Below are 16,184 nucleotides of genomic sequence, written 5' to 3'. Positions count from 1 at the left end.
CCCGTCTCCCGGCGCCTCCAGCGCCGGTCCTAGCCGGCCCCGGCAATTGGGCCTAGGACCCCGCGCCAAAGCCGAGGGCCCCGCCGTCGGAACGGCGAGGCCCTCATCGTTTGCCTGCGTTATTCGGAGACGCCCAGCTTCTCCAGGATCAGCTGGCGGGCGCGGGCCGCGTCGGCCTTGCCCCTGCTCGCCTTCATGACGCCGCCCACCAGGGCGCCGGCCGCGGCGATCTTGCCGGACCTGACCTTCTCGGCCGCGTCGGCGTTGGCGGCCAGCACCTGGTCGATGATGGCCAGCAGCTCGCCCTCGTCGCTGACGATCTGCAGGCCGCGCTTCTCGACCACCTCGTCCGGAGTGCCCTCACCGGCCAGCACGCCTTCGAGCACCTCCCGCGCCAGCTTGTCGTTGAGCGCGCCGGAGGCCACCAGCTCGGTCACCCTGGCGATCTGCGCCGGGGTGATGGGCAGGTCGGCCAGCGCGGCGCCGGTCTCGTTGGCGCGCCTGGCCAGCTCGCCCATCCACCACTTGCGCGCGTCCGCCGCCGGGGCGCCCGCCGCGACCGTGGCCTCGACCAGGTCGAACGCGTCGGCGTTGTGCATGGCCTGCATGTCGAGGTCGGACAGCCCCCACTCGGCCTGCAGCCGCTTGCGCCTGACCGACGGCAGCTCGGGCAGGGCCGCCTTCAGCTCCGCCACCCAGGCGGTGTCGGGCGCGATCGGCACCAGGTCGGGCTCCGGGAAGTAGCGGTAGTCCTGCGCCTCCTCCTTGGACCTGCCGGACGTGGTGGTGCCGGTGTCCTCGTGGAAGTGCCGGGTCTCCTGAATGATCTTCCCGCCGTCGGCCAGTACGGCCGCCTGGCGCTCGATCTCGCTCCGCACGGACCGCTCGACGCTGCGCAGCGAGTTGACGTTCTTGGTCTCCGTACGGGTGCCCCACTCGGAGGAGCCGCGCGGCATCAGCGACACGTTGACGTCGCACCGCAGCGAGCCCTCCTCCATGCGCACGTCGGAGACGCCGAGGGAGCGCATGATCTCGCGCAGCTCGGTGACGTACGCCTTGGCCACCTCGGGCGCGAGCCGGTCGGTGCCCGGGATGGGCTTGGTCACGATCTCGACCAGCGGGATGCCGGCGCGGTTGTAGTCGACGATCGAGTAGTCGGCCCCCTGGATGCGCCCGGTCGCGCCGCCCACGTGGGTGGACTTGCCGGTGTCCTCCTCCAGGTGCACCCGCTCGATCTCGATCCGCACGGTCCTGCCGTCGATCTCGACGTCGAGGTAGCCGTCGAAGCAGAGCGGCTCGTCGTACTGCGAGATCTGGTAGTTCTTCGGCATGTCCGGATAGAAGTAGTTCTTCCGGGCGAAGCGGCACCACTCGGCGATCGAGCAGTTCAGCGCCAGGCCGATGCGGATGGTCGACTCGATGGCCGCGGCGTTGGCCACCGGCAGCGACCCGGGGAGCGCCAGGCAGGTCGGGCAGACCTGCGTGTTGGGCGGGGCGCCGAAGGCGGTCTTGCAGCCGCAGAACATCTTCGACCTGGTGCCCAGCTCGACGTGCGTCTCCAGGCCCAGCACCGGCTCGAACCGGTCGAGCGCTTCGTCATAGACCATGGTCATAGCGACGGGGCCTCCTTCAGCAGCGGGCCGCCCCAGCGGCTCTCCAGGGCCTTCTCAACGGCCGCACCGACGCGGTAGCAGCGGTCGTCGGCCAGGACCGGCGCCATGATCTGCAGGCCGACCGGCAGGTTGTCCTCGTCGGCCAGGCCGACCGGCACCGACATGGCCGCGTTGCCCGCCAGGTTGGACGGGATGGTGCACAGGTCGGCGAGGTACATCGCGATCGGGTCGTCGGCGCGCTCGCCGATCCCGAACGCCGTGGTCGGCGTGGTCGGCGACACCAGCACGTCGACCTGCTGGTAGGCGGCCTCGAACTCGCGGGAGATGACCGTGCGCACCTTCTGCGCCTGGCCGTAGTAGGCGTCGTAGTAGCCGCTCGACAGCGCGTACGTGCCGAGCATGATGCGCCGCTTGACCTCGGCGCCGAACCCGGCGGCCCTGGTCAGCGCCATGACCTCCTCGGCGCTGCGGGTGCCGTCGTCGCCGACGCGCAGGCCGTAGCGCATGGCGTCGAAGCGCGCCAGGTTGGACGAGCACTCCGACGGCGCGATCAGGTAGTAGGCGGGCAGCGCGGTCGTGAACGACGGGCAGGAGACCTCGACGACCTTGGCCCCGAGCGACTCCAGGAGCTGCACGGCCTCGTGGTAGCGGGCCAGCACGCCGGCCTGGTAGCCCTCGCCGGCGAACTCCTTGACGACGCCGATCCGCATGCCGGCGATGTCGGGGTTCTTCGCGGCCTCGACCACGCTCGGCACGGGCGCGTCGATCGAGGTGGAGTCCATCGGGTCGTGCCCGGAGAACGCCTCGTGCAGCAGCGCCGCGTCGAGCACGTTGCGGGCGAACGGGCCCGGCGTGTCGAGCGAGCTGGCGAACGCGATGAGCCCGTAACGGGACGAGCCACCATAAGTAGGCTTCATGCCCACGATGCCGGTCACCGAGGCCGGCTGCCGGATGGAGCCGCCCGTGTCGGTGCCCGTGGACAGCGGCGCCTCGTACGCGGCCACGGCGGCACTGGAGCCGCCCGACGAGCCGCCCGGGATCTTCGTCAGGTCCCACGGGTTGTGGGTGACCTGGTACGCCGAGTTTTCCGTGGAGGAGCCCATGGCGAACTCGTCCAGGTTGGTCTTGCCCAGGAAGACCAGCCCCGCCTCGCGCAGCCGCGCGGTGACGGTCGCGTCGTACGGCGGGCGCCAGCCCTCGAGGATCTTGGACGCGGCCGTGGTCGGCATGTCGCGCGTGGCGAAGATGTCCTTGTGCGCGATCGGCACGCCGGCCAGCGGGCCGAGCTTCTCGCCCGCCCTCAGCCTGGCGTCGACGGCCCGCGCCTGCTCCAGCGTCGTCTCGCGATCGATGTGGAGGAACGCCTGGACCTTGGGCTCGACCTCGGCCATGCGGTCGAGGTGCGCCTCGGCCACCTCGACGGCCGACACCTCGCCGCCGGCGATCATCGATCCCAGCTCGGCGGCAGTCTTGCGGATCAGACTCATGCGCCCTCCTTCGTCGGGCACATGAGCCTGACAGAGCTGTGCTTACTTGTTCGCTCGCTACGCTCGCTCATGCCTCCTCCCCGAGGATGCGCGGCACCCGGAAGCGGTCGTCCTCGACGGCGGGCGCGCCGGAGAGCGCCTGCTCGGGCGTCAGGCACTGTCGTACCTCGTCGGCACGGAAGACATTGGTCAGCGGAAGCGCGTGCGACGATGGCGGCACGTCCTCGGCGGCGACCTCGGCGACCTTCGCAACCGCTTCGATGATGGCATCGAGCTGGGTGGCGTAGTGGTCGAGTTCGTCGTCGGTGAGCGCCAGCCTGGACAACCGGGCCAGGTGTGCGACCTCGTCGCGGGTTATGGCGGACATGAGTCGTGTAACCCGTTTCGTGGATGGAGTCTTTGGACAATGCCATCCTAGGGGGCTTGACGTGGCAGCCCCGAACCGATTAACCGCCCCGAAACGAACCTCACCCTGCTCCCGCTCGTTATCCGCTTGGGGACAGGGGGTCGGCCGTGGAGCGGAACGGCTGCGGCGCGGGATGCCTGGTGGTGCTCATCGTGCTGACGATGCCTCTGGTGCTCGTCGCCGGAGTGCTGCTGGCGGCCGCCACCGTGTCCGCCGCCCGGCTGGAGTACCGCGCCGCGCACGGCGAGGGCACGATGGGCACCTTCACGGCGACCGACCTGGACTGCTCGGGCCGCGGCCCCTGCCGCTGGGGGGGCGTCTTCGAGTCCCCCGCACGGATCCGGCAGGGCGCCTGGATCTACGGGTACGAGCCCCTCGACCTGTCCGAGGGCGACCGCGTACCCGCCCTGGACGCGGGCCACGACGTCAAGGTGTTCCGTCCGGGCTCCTACGACTGGCCCGGCGTGCTGCTGCTGTCGGCCCTCTCGCTCGCCACCCTGCTCCTGCCCGCCTACCTGCTCCGGCGCGTCCTGCGGAAGCGCCCGCCGGTCCTGCGGAAGCGCCCGCCGGGTCAGGCCGATCGGCTGACCTCGGGCTGGTAGCCGTACTCGATCCCGGGCCCAGCGCCGGTGTGCTCCCTGAGCCAGACCGTGGCGTCGGCGGCGGCCATGGGCCGCCCGAACAGCCACCCCTGCCCCATGTCGCACCCCATCTCGTCCAGCCGCATCGCGACCTCGTCCGACTCCACGCCTTCGGCGACCGAGCGGAGGCCGAGCGAGCGGACCAGGTCCACGATCGAGCGGACGATCCGGTAGTCGTCCTCCGACTCGGCGATCCGGCGTACGAACGAGGCGTCGATCTTGACCTCGGACACCGCCAGGCGCTGGAGCCGGATCAGCGACGAGTAGCCCGTGCCGAAGTCGTCGAGCGCCAGCGGCACGCCCAGCGCGGCCAGCGCCTTGATGGTCTCGTGGGTGTAGGCCTGGTCGCCCGTCAGGATGCGCTCGGTCACCTCCAGCTGGATGGCCCCCGGCGGGAGCCCGGAGGCGGCCAGGCCGACCTCCAGTTGCTCCGGCAGAGCCGAGTCGAGCAGGTCGCGGGCCGAGATGTTGACGGAGATCTGCACCTGCAGCCCCGTGTGCCACCAGCGGGCCGCCTGCTCCAGCGCCGCCTCGATGACGTACGCCGTGAGGGGCCGCATCAGGTACGACTGCTCCGCCAGCGGCACGAACTCCGACGGCGGGATCATCCCGTGCACCGGATGACGCCACCGCAGCAGCGCCTCGACGCCCTGGACGGCGCCGGTGCCGAGGCTGACCTTGGGCTGGAAGTGCAGCCGCAGCTCGCGGCTGTCGATGGCACGGCGCAGGTCGCCGAGGAGATTGAGGCGTTCGGGAGAGTTGCGGTCCTTGTCGGGCTGGTAGAGCTCGACCCCGGTCCGCCCCTCCTTCGCCAGGTACATGGCCACGTCGGCCCGTTGCAGCAGCAGCTCGAAATCGGGGGCGTGGTCCGGATAGAGCGCGATCCCGACGGAACCGTCCACGTCGAAGGTCATGCCCTCCAGCCGGACCGGCTCGGTCAGCGCCGCCCGCAGCCGGGCCGCGACCTCTCTGGCCGCGTGGGCGTCCCTGATCGAGGGCAGCAGCACGGCGAACTCGTCACCGCCCAGCCGCGCCACGACGTCGCCGGGGCGTACGGAATGGGTGAGCCGGTGCGCCACCGTCTGCAGCAGCCGGTCGCCCACCGGATGCCCCATCGTGTCGTTGACCTCCTTGAACCGGTCGAGGTCGAGGAGGAACAGGCCCACCCGCTCGTCGTGCCGGGCCTCGGCCAGCGCCTCCTCCGTGCTGACGATGAGCATCTTGCGGTTGGGCAGGCCGGTCAGCTCGTCGTGCAGGGCCTGATGGTCACGGCGCATCGAGAGCGTGGCGGTGAAGTAGACGGCGGCCAGCGGGGCGACGAAAAGGGGCACCATGCCGGGCGAGTGCTCCATGGCCACGACGACCAGGGGCGCCAGGCCGAGCAGCCCGACGTACACGAGGCTCTGCGGGACGACCGTGACCCTGAACACCCGCGTGATCGAGCGCCGCTCGTGCAACGCGACCGCGCCGCACACGAGAGCCGCCCTGGTGGCGAAGTACGCGACCCCGGCCAGCGCGATCGCCGGCAGGTCCGACCCGTCCGGCACCCACGGCACGGCCGGGCTCGGCGCGATCCCGAACACCCCCATCACCACGGCCGCCGCGGTGAGCGCGAGCGTCGACTGCGCGATGTTGAACATGACCCGATGCCACGCCTTACGCGTCACCACCCCGTTCATGGCGACGGCGACGGCCTGCATGAGCACCGCGACGGGCAGCCCGAAGTGCAGGAGCACGGCGAAGGTGAACATGGTGGAGGGGTACGTGCCACCCACAGAGGCGGCGGACGACACCATCACGGGCCTCAGCTCGCCCAGGATCACCAGCACCGACAGCGCCCAGAACAGCGGCGTGCGGGCGAGCTCCACCAGCCCGACGGCGTCCAGCCTCAGCATGGCCACCACGAGCGCGGTGAAGCCGATCACGGTTATGCCCGCGAGGAACGCCCAGAGCGGCGAGCCGACGCGTGGTCCGGTGTCGCGGGTGTCGGTTGGGTCAGTCATCGGTAACAGAACCCCCATTAGGTCACTATGGGAGGGTACGACCTTCACCCCACTTCGCGAAACCAAGCGCGTACGTTCCGTCACTTCTCCTTTCCGACATATACCCAAAAACCACCCTCGGTAGCAAGCCGCCTACCCTCCCCGCACAACCGACCCTCTCGGCCCCCACCACCGACAGCGGCCCCACCCCGACGCCACCCAGCCCGCCCCACTCCACCCGACGCCGCATCCCGCATCGAGCCGGGCACCACACACCAGCGCCGCATCCCACAGCGGCCAGGCACCGCACACCAGCGCCGAACTCCACCGCACCGCACCCCGCCGACGCGGCGCCCAAGAACGCCCTCGCCGAGAGCCGCGACACGGCCCACGCGGCGCTCCTGCCGCTCCACCCACCCCCGCGCGCTGCCGTGCCATCCCGGCGACGCGACGCCACCCCCGCCGCCTCACCCGCTCCCGCGCGCTGCCGTGCCATCCCCACACGCGCCACCCACCAAGCGCCCAGCTCGCCGGAGCGCCGCATAGCGCACGCCGCTCACCCGGCACCGCATCCCGAGCAGCGGCCGGGCACCGCCGCACCAGCGCCCGGCCGTCGGATGGTGTTAAGCCTCCGTGGGCACCGCCGCAGCCGCGGCCGCTTCCGGGCCGTCCTTCAGCAGGACCTCGAACCCGGTCCCGTCCAGGATCGGCACCCCGAGGCTCACCGCCTTGTCGTACTTCGACCCCGCGTTCTCCCCCACCACCAGGAACGACGTCTTCTTCGACACCGACCCCGACACCTTCCCGCCCCGGCTGGTGATCGCGTCGGCCGCCGAGTCGCGGGTGTAGCCCTCCAGCGTCCCCGTCACCACGAACGTCAGCCCCTCGAGCGTCTGCGGCCCCTTCTCCGGTGCGGGCTCGTCCTCCATCCGCACCCCCGCGGCCCGCCACCGGTCGATGATCTCCCGGTGCCAGTCCACCGAGAACCACTCCCGGATCGTGGCCGCCACCCGGGGCCCGATGCCCTCGACGGCGGCCAGCTCCTCCTCCGAGGCGTTCATGATGCGGTCGATCGAGCGCATCTCGTCGGCCAGCGCGCGGGCGGTCGGCGGGCCGATGTGCCGGATCGACAGGGCGACCAGCACGTTGGCGAGCGGCGCCTGCTTGGCCTGCTTCAGCTCCTCGATGAGCTGCAGCGCGTTCTGGCTGGCCCCGCCGTCGATGTTGGAGAAGAAGGTGACGACCTTCTCCTCTCCGGTCTTGGGGTCGATCTTGGCCAGACCGGTGTTCTGGTCGCGGACGATCGACTTGATGGGCAGCAGCTGCTCCAGCGTCAGGTCGAACAGGTCGGCCTCGGTGCGCACCACGGGCTCCTGGGGCGGCAGCGGCTGGGTGAGCGCGGTGGCCGCGACGTAGCCGAGCCCGTCGATGTCGAGCGCGCGCCGCCCGCCCGCGAAGAAGATGCGCTCGCGGATCTGGGCGGGGCAGCGGTGGGTGTTGGGGCAGCGCAGGTCGGCGTCGCCCTCCTTCTCGTACGCCAACTCGGTGCCGCACTCCGGGCAGTGGGTCGGCATGACGAACTCGCGCTCCGACCCGTCGCGCAGCGCCGTCACCGGCCCGACGATCTCAGGGATGACGTCGCCCGCCTTGCGCAGCACCACGGTGTCGCCGATGAGCACGCCCTTCTTGACCACGATGGCGGCGTTGTGGAGCGTGGCCCGCTCGACGGTCGAGCCCGACACCGTCACGGGCTCCATCACCGCGTACGGCGTGACCCGCCCCGTGCGGCCGACGCCCACCTCGATGTCGAGCAGCTTGGTGTTGACCTCTTCCGGCGGGTATTTGTACGCCATCGCCCACCGCGGCGCCCGCGACGTGGAGCCCAGCTCCCGCTGCGTGCGGAAGTCGTCGACCTTCACGACCACCCCGTCGATCTCGTACGGAGGATCGTGCCGGTGCACGCGGTAGTTCTCGATGAACTCGTTGACCTCGGTGAGCCCCGGCACCACCTGGTAGAGATCGCTGACCGGCAGCCCGAACTCCCGCAGCCGGTCGTACACGTCGGACTGCGCCCGCGGCACGGCCGAGCCCTCCCAGATGCCGATGCCGTGCACGAGCATCCGCAGCGGCCGCTGGGCCGTGACGCGCGGGTCCTTCTGCCGCAGCGTGCCGGCCGCGGAGTTACGCGGGTTGGCGAACGGCGGCTTGCCCTGCTCAATGAGCTGCTCGTTGAGCTGCTTGAAGTCCTCGACCGGGATGTAGACCTCGCCGCGCACCTCGACCAGGCTGGGGACGTCGTCGCCCGTGAGCCGGTGGGGGACGCCCTTGATCGTGCGGACGTTGGCCGTCACGTCGTCGCCGGTGCGCCCGTCGCCGCGGGTCGCCCCGCGCTCCAGCTTGCCGTCACGGTAGACCAGCGCGATCGCCAGCCCGTCGATCTTGAGCTCGCAGAGGTAGGGCCCCGGATCTCCCTCGGCCAGCCGCTCCGCCCGCTGCATCCAGGCGGCCATGTCGGCTTCGTTGAAGGCGTTGTCGAGGCTCTCCATCCGGTTGAGGTGCTGGACCTTGGCGAAGTCGCCCGACACGGGGGCGCCGACCTTCTGCGTCGGCGAGTCGGGGGTCTGGAGCGACGGATGCGACTCCTCCAGCGCGAGCAGCTCCTTGAACCACCCGTCGAACTGGGCGTCGCTGACCGTCGGCTGGTCGAGCACGTAGTAGCGCCAGCGGGCGTCGTCGACCAGCTCGCTCAGCTCGGCATGCCGCTTGAGCGCGGCCACGGGCACGCCCGCCACCTCGGCGCCTGGCTCACTCACCGTCTGCTCCCCTCCCGAACCCGAATCCGAACCCGTACGTCAACCTGTGCAAACGCTACCGCTGAGCACTGACCTTCAGCGCTCACCCCCGTTGCGACCCGGCCTCCGGGTCCTCCCTGAGCACCTGGGCCGCCTTCCGGCAGGCCGCCAGGGCCGCGCGGGCGTACGCGGGTGACGCCCCGGCCAGCCCGCACGCCGGGGTCAGCACGACCTGCTCGGCCAGCCGGTCGGGCGCGAACCCGAGCCGCCGCCACAGCTCCAGCGCCGGTTTGGCGACCACCCCGACGCCGGGCAGCCGGGTGTCCCGGCCGGGCACGACCCCCAGCAAGAACCGCAGACCCGCCTCGACGGCCTCCCCGAGGGAGTCCTCATCCCTGCGCCGCAGCAGCGCGGCGTCCACCGACACCCCGCGCACCCCGGCCCTGCGCAGCACGTCGAAGGGCACGGACGGCGCGCAGCAGTGCACGATCGGGGCGTCGAAGGAGCGCATGGACTCCTCCACCCGCCACTCCTCGACGGCCGCCAGCCGCCCGAACCCCGACGCCGTCGGCACGGTCCCCGCCAGCACCCCGGGCAGCCCCGGCTCGTCGAGCTGCAGCACGATCTCCGTCACCCCGGGCAGCCGCCGCCGCACGTCCGCGCAGTGGTCGGCGACCCCCTGCGCCAGCGAGTCGGTCAGATCGCGTACGGCCCCGGGGTCGGAGAGCATCTTGTCGCCGTGTTTCAGCTCGATCGACCCGGCCAGCGTCCACGGGCCGCAGACCTGCAGCTTGAGCGGCCCGGAGTAGTCGTGGCCGACCTCCTCCAGCCCGTCGAGGTCCCGCCGCAGATGATCGACGGCCCGCTGATGGTCGCGCCCCGGCCGATCGGTCAGCCGCCACCCGGAGGGCTGCACCTCGACGGGCAGCTCGACGAGCAGCCCGGCCGTCCTGCCGATCATGTCGGCGCCGACGCCCCTGGCCGGCAGCTCGGGCAGGTACGGCAGTCCGGGCACCTCACCGAACACGACCCTGATCGCCTCGAGATGGTCCTCGCCCGGGTGCGAGCCGACTCCGGTGGCTTCCCACGTAGACATGGGGACAAGCGTAGGCTCTGCGGAATGGAGCTGACGAAACACGAGCACGCCTGTGTACGCGTGGAGAAGAACGGCAAGGTCCTGATCATCGACCCCGGGACGTTCAGCAAGGGACCCGTGCTCGACGGGGCCGACGCGGTCCTGATCACCCACGAGCACTGGGACCATGTGGACGTCGACAAGTTGAAGGCCGCGCCGCCCACCCTGGAGATCTACACCTGCGAGGGCGTCGCCGCGGATCTGACGGACGTTCCGCAGAAGGTCCAGGTGGTACGGCACGGCGACGCGTTCGAGGCGGCCGGTTTCCGCGTGCGGGCCTTCGGCGAGTGGCACGCCAAGAACCATCCCGACGTGCCCGTCGTCCAGAATGTCGGGTTCCTCGTGGACGACGAGATCTTCTACCCGGGTGACGCCTTGACGGTCCCGGGAGTGGACGTGCCCACCCTGCTGGTCCCGACCGGCGGGCCCTGGCTGAAGCTCGGGGAGATGATCGAATATCTCCGCGAGATCCGCCCGGCAAGGGCGTTCTCCACCCATGACGGCCTGTACAACGACATCGGCTTCGGCCTGGTGGACAACTGGCTGAAGATGGAGTCGGAGCACCAGAGCGCCGACATCCGCCGCCTGGCGGTCGGCGAGTCGGTGACGCTCAGCTAGCGGCGACGATCGTCGCCGAGCCGATCACGGTGTCGCCGGAATAGAGCACGGCCGCCTGGCCCGCCGCCACTCCGGTGGCCGGGCGGTCGAGATCGATGCGGACGCCGCCACCGATCTCCGCGAAGCGGCACCCGTACACCTCTCCGTGCGCCCGCAGCTGCACGGTCAGGTCCTCGACCGTGGCCGGGCCGTTCCACACCGGGCTGCCGCACGTGATCGAGGTGACCTCGAGCGCGGCACGCGGGCCGACCGTGACGGTGTTGGAAACCGGCTCGATCGACAGCACGTAGCGGGGCCGGCCGTCGGCCGCCGGGCGGTCGATGTGCAGGCCCTTGCGCTGCCCGATCGTGAAACCGTGGGCGCCCTGGTGGCTGCCGACGACGTCACCGCTCTGGTCGACGATGGGGCCCTCGGCCGAGCCGAGGCGCTCGGCCAGGAAGCCGCGGGTGTCGCCGTCGGCGATGAAGCAGATGTCGTGGCTGTCGGGCTTGTCGGCGACGGTCAGGCCGCGCCTGGCAGCCTCCTCGCGCACCTGGGCCTTGGTCGAGTCGCCCAGCGGGAAGATCGCGTGGCTGAGCTGGTCGCGGGTGAGCACCCCGAGCACGTACGACTGGTCCTTGCCCTGGTCGGGGCTCCTGGACAGCACGCCGTCGACCAGCTTGGCGTGGTGGCCGGTGGCGACCGCGTCGAAGCCCAGCGCCAGCGCCCGGTCGAGCACCGCCGAGAACTTGATCTTCTCGTTGCACCGCAGGCACGGGTTGGGCGTGCGGCCCGCGGCGTACTCGGACACGAAGTCCTCGACCACGTCGCGTTGGAAGCGCTCGGCCATGTCCCAGATGTAGAAGGGGATGCCGATCACGTCGGCGGCGCGTCGCGCGTCGCGCGAGTCCTCGATCGTGCAGCAGCCCCGCGCGCCCGTACGGTGGGATTGGGGGTTGGCCGACAGAGCGAGGTGCACACCAGTGACGTCGTGACCGGCCTCGGCGATCCGAGCGGCGGCCACGGCGGAGTCGACGCCGCCCGACATGGCGGCAAGCACACGCAGTCCCATGACCGTTCCAGCGTACTGTCCGCGCGGGAGTGCGCGACCATGGGCGGGGTCTGCGAGTATTCAGGCCATGCGACTGTTCGGGCGCAAGGGCGCAGAGGAAGAGACCGGCGACGGGATCGCCGAGTTCTGGGCGTGGTGGCAGGAGTCCAGGCCAGGGCTCGACTCCCTGGTCGCGAACGGCGACGTCGAAGGGCTTGAGGAGCGGCTGGCCCCGGCGGTCGCCGCGATCCACCCGGGCCTGGTCTGGGAGGTGGCTCCGGGCAAGGAGGCCGCGCACGCCCTGGTGGTGACCGCGGCCGGCGACCCCGAGCTGCGCTCGCTCGCGCACCGCTGGGCCAAGGCGGCGCCGCCGTCCGACATGCTGTGGGAGTACCACCCGTCGCGGCAGGCCAATCCGCAGGCCATGGAGCTGACGCTGGACGTCGGCGGCTTCGAGTTCGCGCTCGACAAGCTGATGCTGGGGCTGCGGGTGCCGAGGGACCAGCCGCGGGTCGACGTGTCCGCGTACCACCCGATCTTCGGCGAGCTGGACGAGGACACCAGGATGGAGGCCACCCTGCTGGCCCTCGACTGGCTGCTCGGCGAGGACGACGTGGCCCGCTGGGTCGGGGAGATCACGCCGGCCACGTTCCAGCCGATCGACTCCGTGCCCGCCGTCCACCTGCCCGCCGTGGTCGCCGACGTGGCCTCGGGCTACACCGAGGAGGAGTGGGTGCTGCTCGAAGGGCAGACCGGCAGCGGCGCGCCGCTGGTCGCCACGGCCCGCCACCCGCTGCGGCCGGTGGACTATCCGCTGTTCGACCAGCACATCGCGATCACGCTGCCGTACACCCACCGCGACGAGAACGGCCTGCCGGTCGGCGACTCGCTCACGGCGCTGCGCGACTTCGAGGAGCGGCTGGCCGCGCGGCTGCTCAAGCTGCGCGACGACGCGGTGCTGGCGGCGCACATGAGCGCCGAGGGGCATCGGATCATCCACGTGTACGCCGACCCGACCGGCGACGCGGCGATCCACGCGAAGGAGCTGATCGTGAGCTGGGAGGAGGGCGAGCCCCGGGTGGACGTGGCCGCCGATCCGTCCTGGTCCGCCGTGGTGTCCTTCCTGACCTGAGCCCCCGGCTGCCCGGGTCTCAGCTGAGGCCGGCTCGGCGGGCGCGTTCGACGGCGGCGGGGAGCACCTCGATCAGGCGGTCGACGTCGTCGCGGGTCGAGGTGTGGCCCAGGGTGAACCTGAGCGAGCCCCGCGCCGCCGCCGACTCCGCCCCCATGGCCAGCAGCACATGGGACGGCTGCGCCACGCCCGCCGAACACGCCGAGCCCGTCGAGCACTCCACGCCCTTGGCGTCGAGCAGCATGAGCAGCGCGTCTCCCTCGCAGCCGGGGAAGGAGAAGTGGGCGTTGCCGGGCAACCGGTCGGCGGGGTCGCCGTTGAGCACCACGTCGGGGACGGCCTGGCGTACGCGCTGGATGAGCTCGTCGCGCAGCGACGTCAGGCGGCGGGCCAGGGCCTCCTGCTCCTTGACGGCGGCGCTGACGGCGGCGGCCAGCCCGGCGATGGCGGGCGCGTCGAGCGTGCCCGAGCGCACGTCGCGCTCCTGGCCTCCGCCGTGCTGGACGGAGACCGGCGTCAGCCCTCTGGCCAGCAGCAGCGCACCGGCCCCCATCGGGCCGCCGACCTTGTGGCCGGTCAGCGTGAGCGCGTCGACCCCCGAGGCCGAGAACGACACGGGCAACTGCCCCACCGCCTGGACCGCGTCGGTGTGGAACGGGATGCCGTGGTCATGGGCGATGGCCGCCAGCACGTGGACGGGCTGGACCGTGCCGACCTCGTTGTTGGCCCACATGACGCTGATCATGGCCACGTCGTCGGGGTCGCGCTCGATGGCCTCGCGCAGCGTCTCGGGGTGGACCCGGCCGTACGCGTCCACGGCGAGCAGCTCGACCTCCGCGCCCTGGCTGTCGGCCAGCCAGTGGGCAGGGTCGAGCGCGGCGTGGTGCTCCACCGAGCTGATCAGCACGCGCCGCCTCGGACGGCGCGACCAGTAGAGGCCCTTGATCGCGAGGTTGTCGGCCTCGGTGCCGCCCGAGGTGAACACGACCTCGCTGGGCCGGGCGCCGAGCGCGTCGGCGATCGTCTCTCGCGCCTCCTCGACCACCCTGCGCGTCCGGCGGCCCGCGGCGTGCAGCGAGGAGGCGTTGCCGACGCATTTGAGCTGCTCCGTCATGGCCTCGATCGCCTCGGGCAGCATGGGTGTGGTAGCCGCATGATCAAGATAGGCCGACGGTCTGGTCACCCGATCAGGGTATCTCGTTTGCTACTGTACCGTCCGGACGGTACAGTAGAGCTCATGCGAAGGGACGAGCTTTTGGACGCGGCAGAGGACCTGCTCTGCGATCAGGGCTCGTCCGCACTCACCCTGGCCGCCGTGGCGGACCGGGCAGGCGTCAGCAAGGGCGGCCTCCTCTATCACTACGGCACCAAAGAAGCCCTGATCAAGGGCATGGTGGAGCGTCTGATCGAGGACTTCGACCAGCTCATGGTCGCGCAGCCCGGGGAGACCTACACCGAGCGCTACCTGCACGCCACGCTGGCCGCCGTCCGCTCCGGACGGCTGCGACGATGGGCCGTGGTCACGGGCGCCTCGGGCAACCTCTTCCTGCTCGCGCCGCTACGCGAGGCGATGGCCCGCTGGCATCGCGAGGGGTTGGGCGAGGAGCCGGATCCGCGGGCGTCGCAGATCGTACGACTGGCGTGTGAAGGGCTCTGGGACGTGGCCAGCCACGACCCGGAGCTGAACACGGAGGACGATCTCCAAGCGCTCGAGACCCGGATGAAAGCGCTGCTCAAACCCCCTTCCTGAGCCCCTGACCCGCCCGCCTCCCCACCGTGGGGACGCGGGCCCGTCGATGTCCTCGGACGACAGCCGGTACGGCGCCGGCCCGACTGGCGCGCGGCCTTCCCCAAAGCGGAAGCCACGATCGAGCCGATGCCCAGACACGGGGCCGCCGCTCGCCCGGACACCCGTCGCCGACCCGACCACTCGACCTGGGTGCTCGGCCGGTGGCTGTGCCGGTGCTCAGTACGAGCGGGCAGGCGGAACCCCTCGGGCCACAACCGTCCAGCCAAACCCCTCCCCCACCCCGGCCCGAGCTCGCCCGGCCACCCGGCGCGGCGCTCGGATGCCGCGGGGCGGGCGGGCCCCAAGACCTAAATATGGCGAAATAGTGCGAATTCTTGTGAGGTGTTAAACGATGACCCGTTCCCTGAGGAGTGCCCGTTACGGGGCGGTTCTGACGTTTGTGCTGGGCGGACTGATGGTCGGCACCATGACGGTGCGCATCCCGGCGCTGACCGACAAGCTCGGCCTGTCCGAGTCGACGGTCGGCGCCGTCCTCCTCGTGTGGGGCCTGGGCGCGCTGGTGACGATGCAGTCCATGCGCCGGATCATGGCCCGGGCGGGCAGCCGGGCGGTGCTGCGGATCGGCGGGCCGCTCACCGCGCTGGGACTCGTGGCCGTGGCGTTCGCCCCGAACCTCCCGTTGCTCATGGTGGCCGTGGCGCTCTTCGGCATGGCGTTCGGCACCGTGGACGTGGCCATGAACGCCCAGGGCTCCACGGTCGAGCAGGCGTACGGACGGCCGCTGATGAACGGCATGCACGCGGGCTGGTGCGTGGGCGCCATCTCGGCGGGCGCGCTGGGCAGCGTGGCGATCGCCGTGGGGCTGCCGTTCACCGCCAACGTCGCGCTGATCGGCCTGATCTCGCTGCCCGTCATGGTCATGATCGGCCGTACGTACCTGCCCGAGCCCTCGGCGGCCGAGACCGCCACGGCGGCCCGCCGGCGCATGCCGCCGATCGTCTACCTGCTGGGCGCGATCATGTTCTTCGCGTTCATGGTCGAGGGCACGGTCGCCGACTGGAACGGCCTCTACATGCGGAACGAGCTGGGCGCCCCCGAGGCGCTGGCCGCCCTCGGCTACCCGGTGTTCGAGCTGGGCATGCTGATCGCCAGGCTCACCGGGGACCGGCTGCGGACCAGGTTCGGCGTGCGGGGCATGCTGACCGTCTCCGGAGTGGCGACTGCCGGGTTCTTCGCGGTGGTGCTGATGGCGCCGGCGGCGCTGGTGGCGGTGTTCGCGATGTTCTTCGTCGGGCTCGGCGTGGCGACGATCTCGCCGCTGACCCTGTCGCTGGCGGGCACCGCGACCGACTCCCCAGGACCGGCGATCGCCCAGGCGGGCGCCATGGGGTACGCCGGCCTGCTGCTCGGACCCGTTGTGATCGGCTTCATCTCGGACGCCACGACGCTGCGTACCGCGCTCGGCATCGGGGTCGTCCTGGGCGTGCTGATCGCCGCCGCCTCCCGCCTCCTCCCCCGCAGCGAGCCGTCGGCGATCACTCCGGCGGTCACCCTGGCCGACCGTGAGACCGTCGAGGTCGCGGCCTGACATTTGTCAC

13 protein-coding genes are annotated in these 16,184 nt (G+C 71.3%); 5 read left to right on the top strand and 8 right to left on the bottom strand.

The window, feature by feature from the left end; translation table 11 throughout:
• Positions 1-119 precede the first annotated feature (119 nt).
• The 3 genes from gatB to gatC form a co-directional block, all read right to left on the bottom strand.
• Entirely contained in the window at positions 120-1,607 is a 1,488-nt protein-coding gene (gene gatB, locus ACIHFD_RS55045) for an Asp-tRNA(Asn)/Glu-tRNA(Gln) amidotransferase subunit GatB (protein WP_397373728.1), read from the bottom strand.
• Positions 1,608-1,609: 2 nt separating this feature from the next.
• Positions 1,610-3,100 (bottom strand): Asp-tRNA(Asn)/Glu-tRNA(Gln) amidotransferase subunit GatA, encoded by a 1,491-nt coding sequence (gene gatA / locus ACIHFD_RS55040; RefSeq protein WP_397373717.1) that lies wholly within the window; start codon positions 3,098-3,100, stop codon positions 1,610-1,612.
• Positions 3,101-3,167: 67 nt separating this feature from the next.
• On the bottom strand, positions 3,168-3,467 hold the full coding sequence (gene gatC / locus ACIHFD_RS55035; RefSeq protein WP_185068184.1) for an Asp-tRNA(Asn)/Glu-tRNA(Gln) amidotransferase subunit GatC: 300 nt from the start codon (positions 3,465-3,467) through the stop codon (positions 3,168-3,170).
• Positions 3,468-3,613: 146 nt separating this feature from the next.
• Here gatC and ACIHFD_RS55030 point away from each other — a divergent pair, with 146 nt between their 5' ends.
• Positions 3,614-4,108 (top strand): hypothetical protein, encoded by a 495-nt coding sequence (locus ACIHFD_RS55030; protein WP_397373716.1) that lies wholly within the window; start codon positions 3,614-3,616, stop codon positions 4,106-4,108.
• Here the strand turns inward: ACIHFD_RS55030 and ACIHFD_RS55025 are convergent.
• The 3 genes from ACIHFD_RS55025 to ACIHFD_RS55015 form a co-directional block, all read right to left on the bottom strand.
• Complete coding sequence (locus ACIHFD_RS55025; protein ID WP_397373715.1) at positions 4,078-6,150, bottom strand: putative bifunctional diguanylate cyclase/phosphodiesterase; 2,073 nt, start codon at positions 6,148-6,150, stop codon at positions 4,078-4,080. The two genes, ACIHFD_RS55030 and ACIHFD_RS55025, sit on opposite strands and share 31 nt — an antisense overlap.
• A gap of 602 nt (positions 6,151-6,752) precedes the next feature.
• Positions 6,753-8,942, bottom strand: a complete 2,190-nt coding sequence (ligA, locus tag ACIHFD_RS55020; protein ID WP_397373714.1) for an NAD-dependent DNA ligase LigA — start codon at positions 8,940-8,942, stop codon at positions 6,753-6,755.
• A gap of 82 nt (positions 8,943-9,024) precedes the next feature.
• A complete protein-coding gene (locus ACIHFD_RS55015) occupies positions 9,025-10,017 on the bottom strand; it encodes a methionine synthase (protein ID WP_397373713.1) in 993 nt (330 codons plus the stop codon).
• A 24-nt stretch (positions 10,018-10,041) separates the two neighbouring features.
• Here ACIHFD_RS55015 and ACIHFD_RS55010 point away from each other — a divergent pair, with 24 nt between their 5' ends.
• Positions 10,042-10,674 carry an MBL fold metallo-hydrolase gene (locus ACIHFD_RS55010; RefSeq protein WP_397373712.1) on the top strand — a complete coding sequence of 211 codons (633 nt, stop codon included), beginning with the start codon at positions 10,042-10,044 and terminating at the stop codon, positions 10,672-10,674.
• Here ACIHFD_RS55010 and mnmA read toward each other — a convergent pair.
• Positions 10,667-11,725 carry a tRNA 2-thiouridine(34) synthase MnmA gene (gene mnmA / locus ACIHFD_RS55005; RefSeq protein WP_397373711.1) on the bottom strand — a complete coding sequence of 353 codons (1,059 nt, stop codon included), beginning with the start codon at positions 11,723-11,725 and terminating at the stop codon, positions 10,667-10,669. The two genes, ACIHFD_RS55010 and mnmA, sit on opposite strands and share 8 nt — an antisense overlap.
• A 67-nt stretch (positions 11,726-11,792) precedes the next feature.
• Here mnmA and ACIHFD_RS55000 point away from each other — a divergent pair, with 67 nt between their 5' ends.
• A complete protein-coding gene (locus tag ACIHFD_RS55000; RefSeq protein ID WP_363976234.1) occupies positions 11,793-12,836 on the top strand; it encodes a DUF695 domain-containing protein in 1,044 nt (347 codons plus the stop codon).
• Between the two features lie 19 nt (positions 12,837-12,855).
• Here ACIHFD_RS55000 and ACIHFD_RS54995 read toward each other — a convergent pair whose 3' ends face one another.
• Positions 12,856-14,019, bottom strand: coding sequence for a cysteine desulfurase family protein (locus ACIHFD_RS54995; protein WP_397373710.1), 1,164 nt, complete (start codon positions 14,017-14,019; stop codon positions 12,856-12,858).
• Between the two features lie 54 nt (positions 14,020-14,073).
• Between ACIHFD_RS54995 and ACIHFD_RS54990 the strand changes: the two genes are divergently transcribed.
• Positions 14,074-14,586, top strand: coding sequence for a TetR/AcrR family transcriptional regulator (locus tag ACIHFD_RS54990; RefSeq protein WP_350729567.1), 513 nt, complete (start codon positions 14,074-14,076; stop codon positions 14,584-14,586).
• A gap of 391 nt (positions 14,587-14,977) precedes the next feature.
• A complete protein-coding gene (locus tag ACIHFD_RS54985; RefSeq protein WP_397373709.1) occupies positions 14,978-16,174 on the top strand; it encodes an MFS transporter in 1,197 nt (398 codons plus the stop codon).
• Positions 16,175-16,184: the final 10 nt, after the last annotated feature.

Source organism: Nonomuraea sp. NPDC051941 (assembly GCF_044593615.1).
Note: the sequence above shows the minus strand (reverse complement) of the source record. Positions and strands in the feature narration are given on the sequence as shown.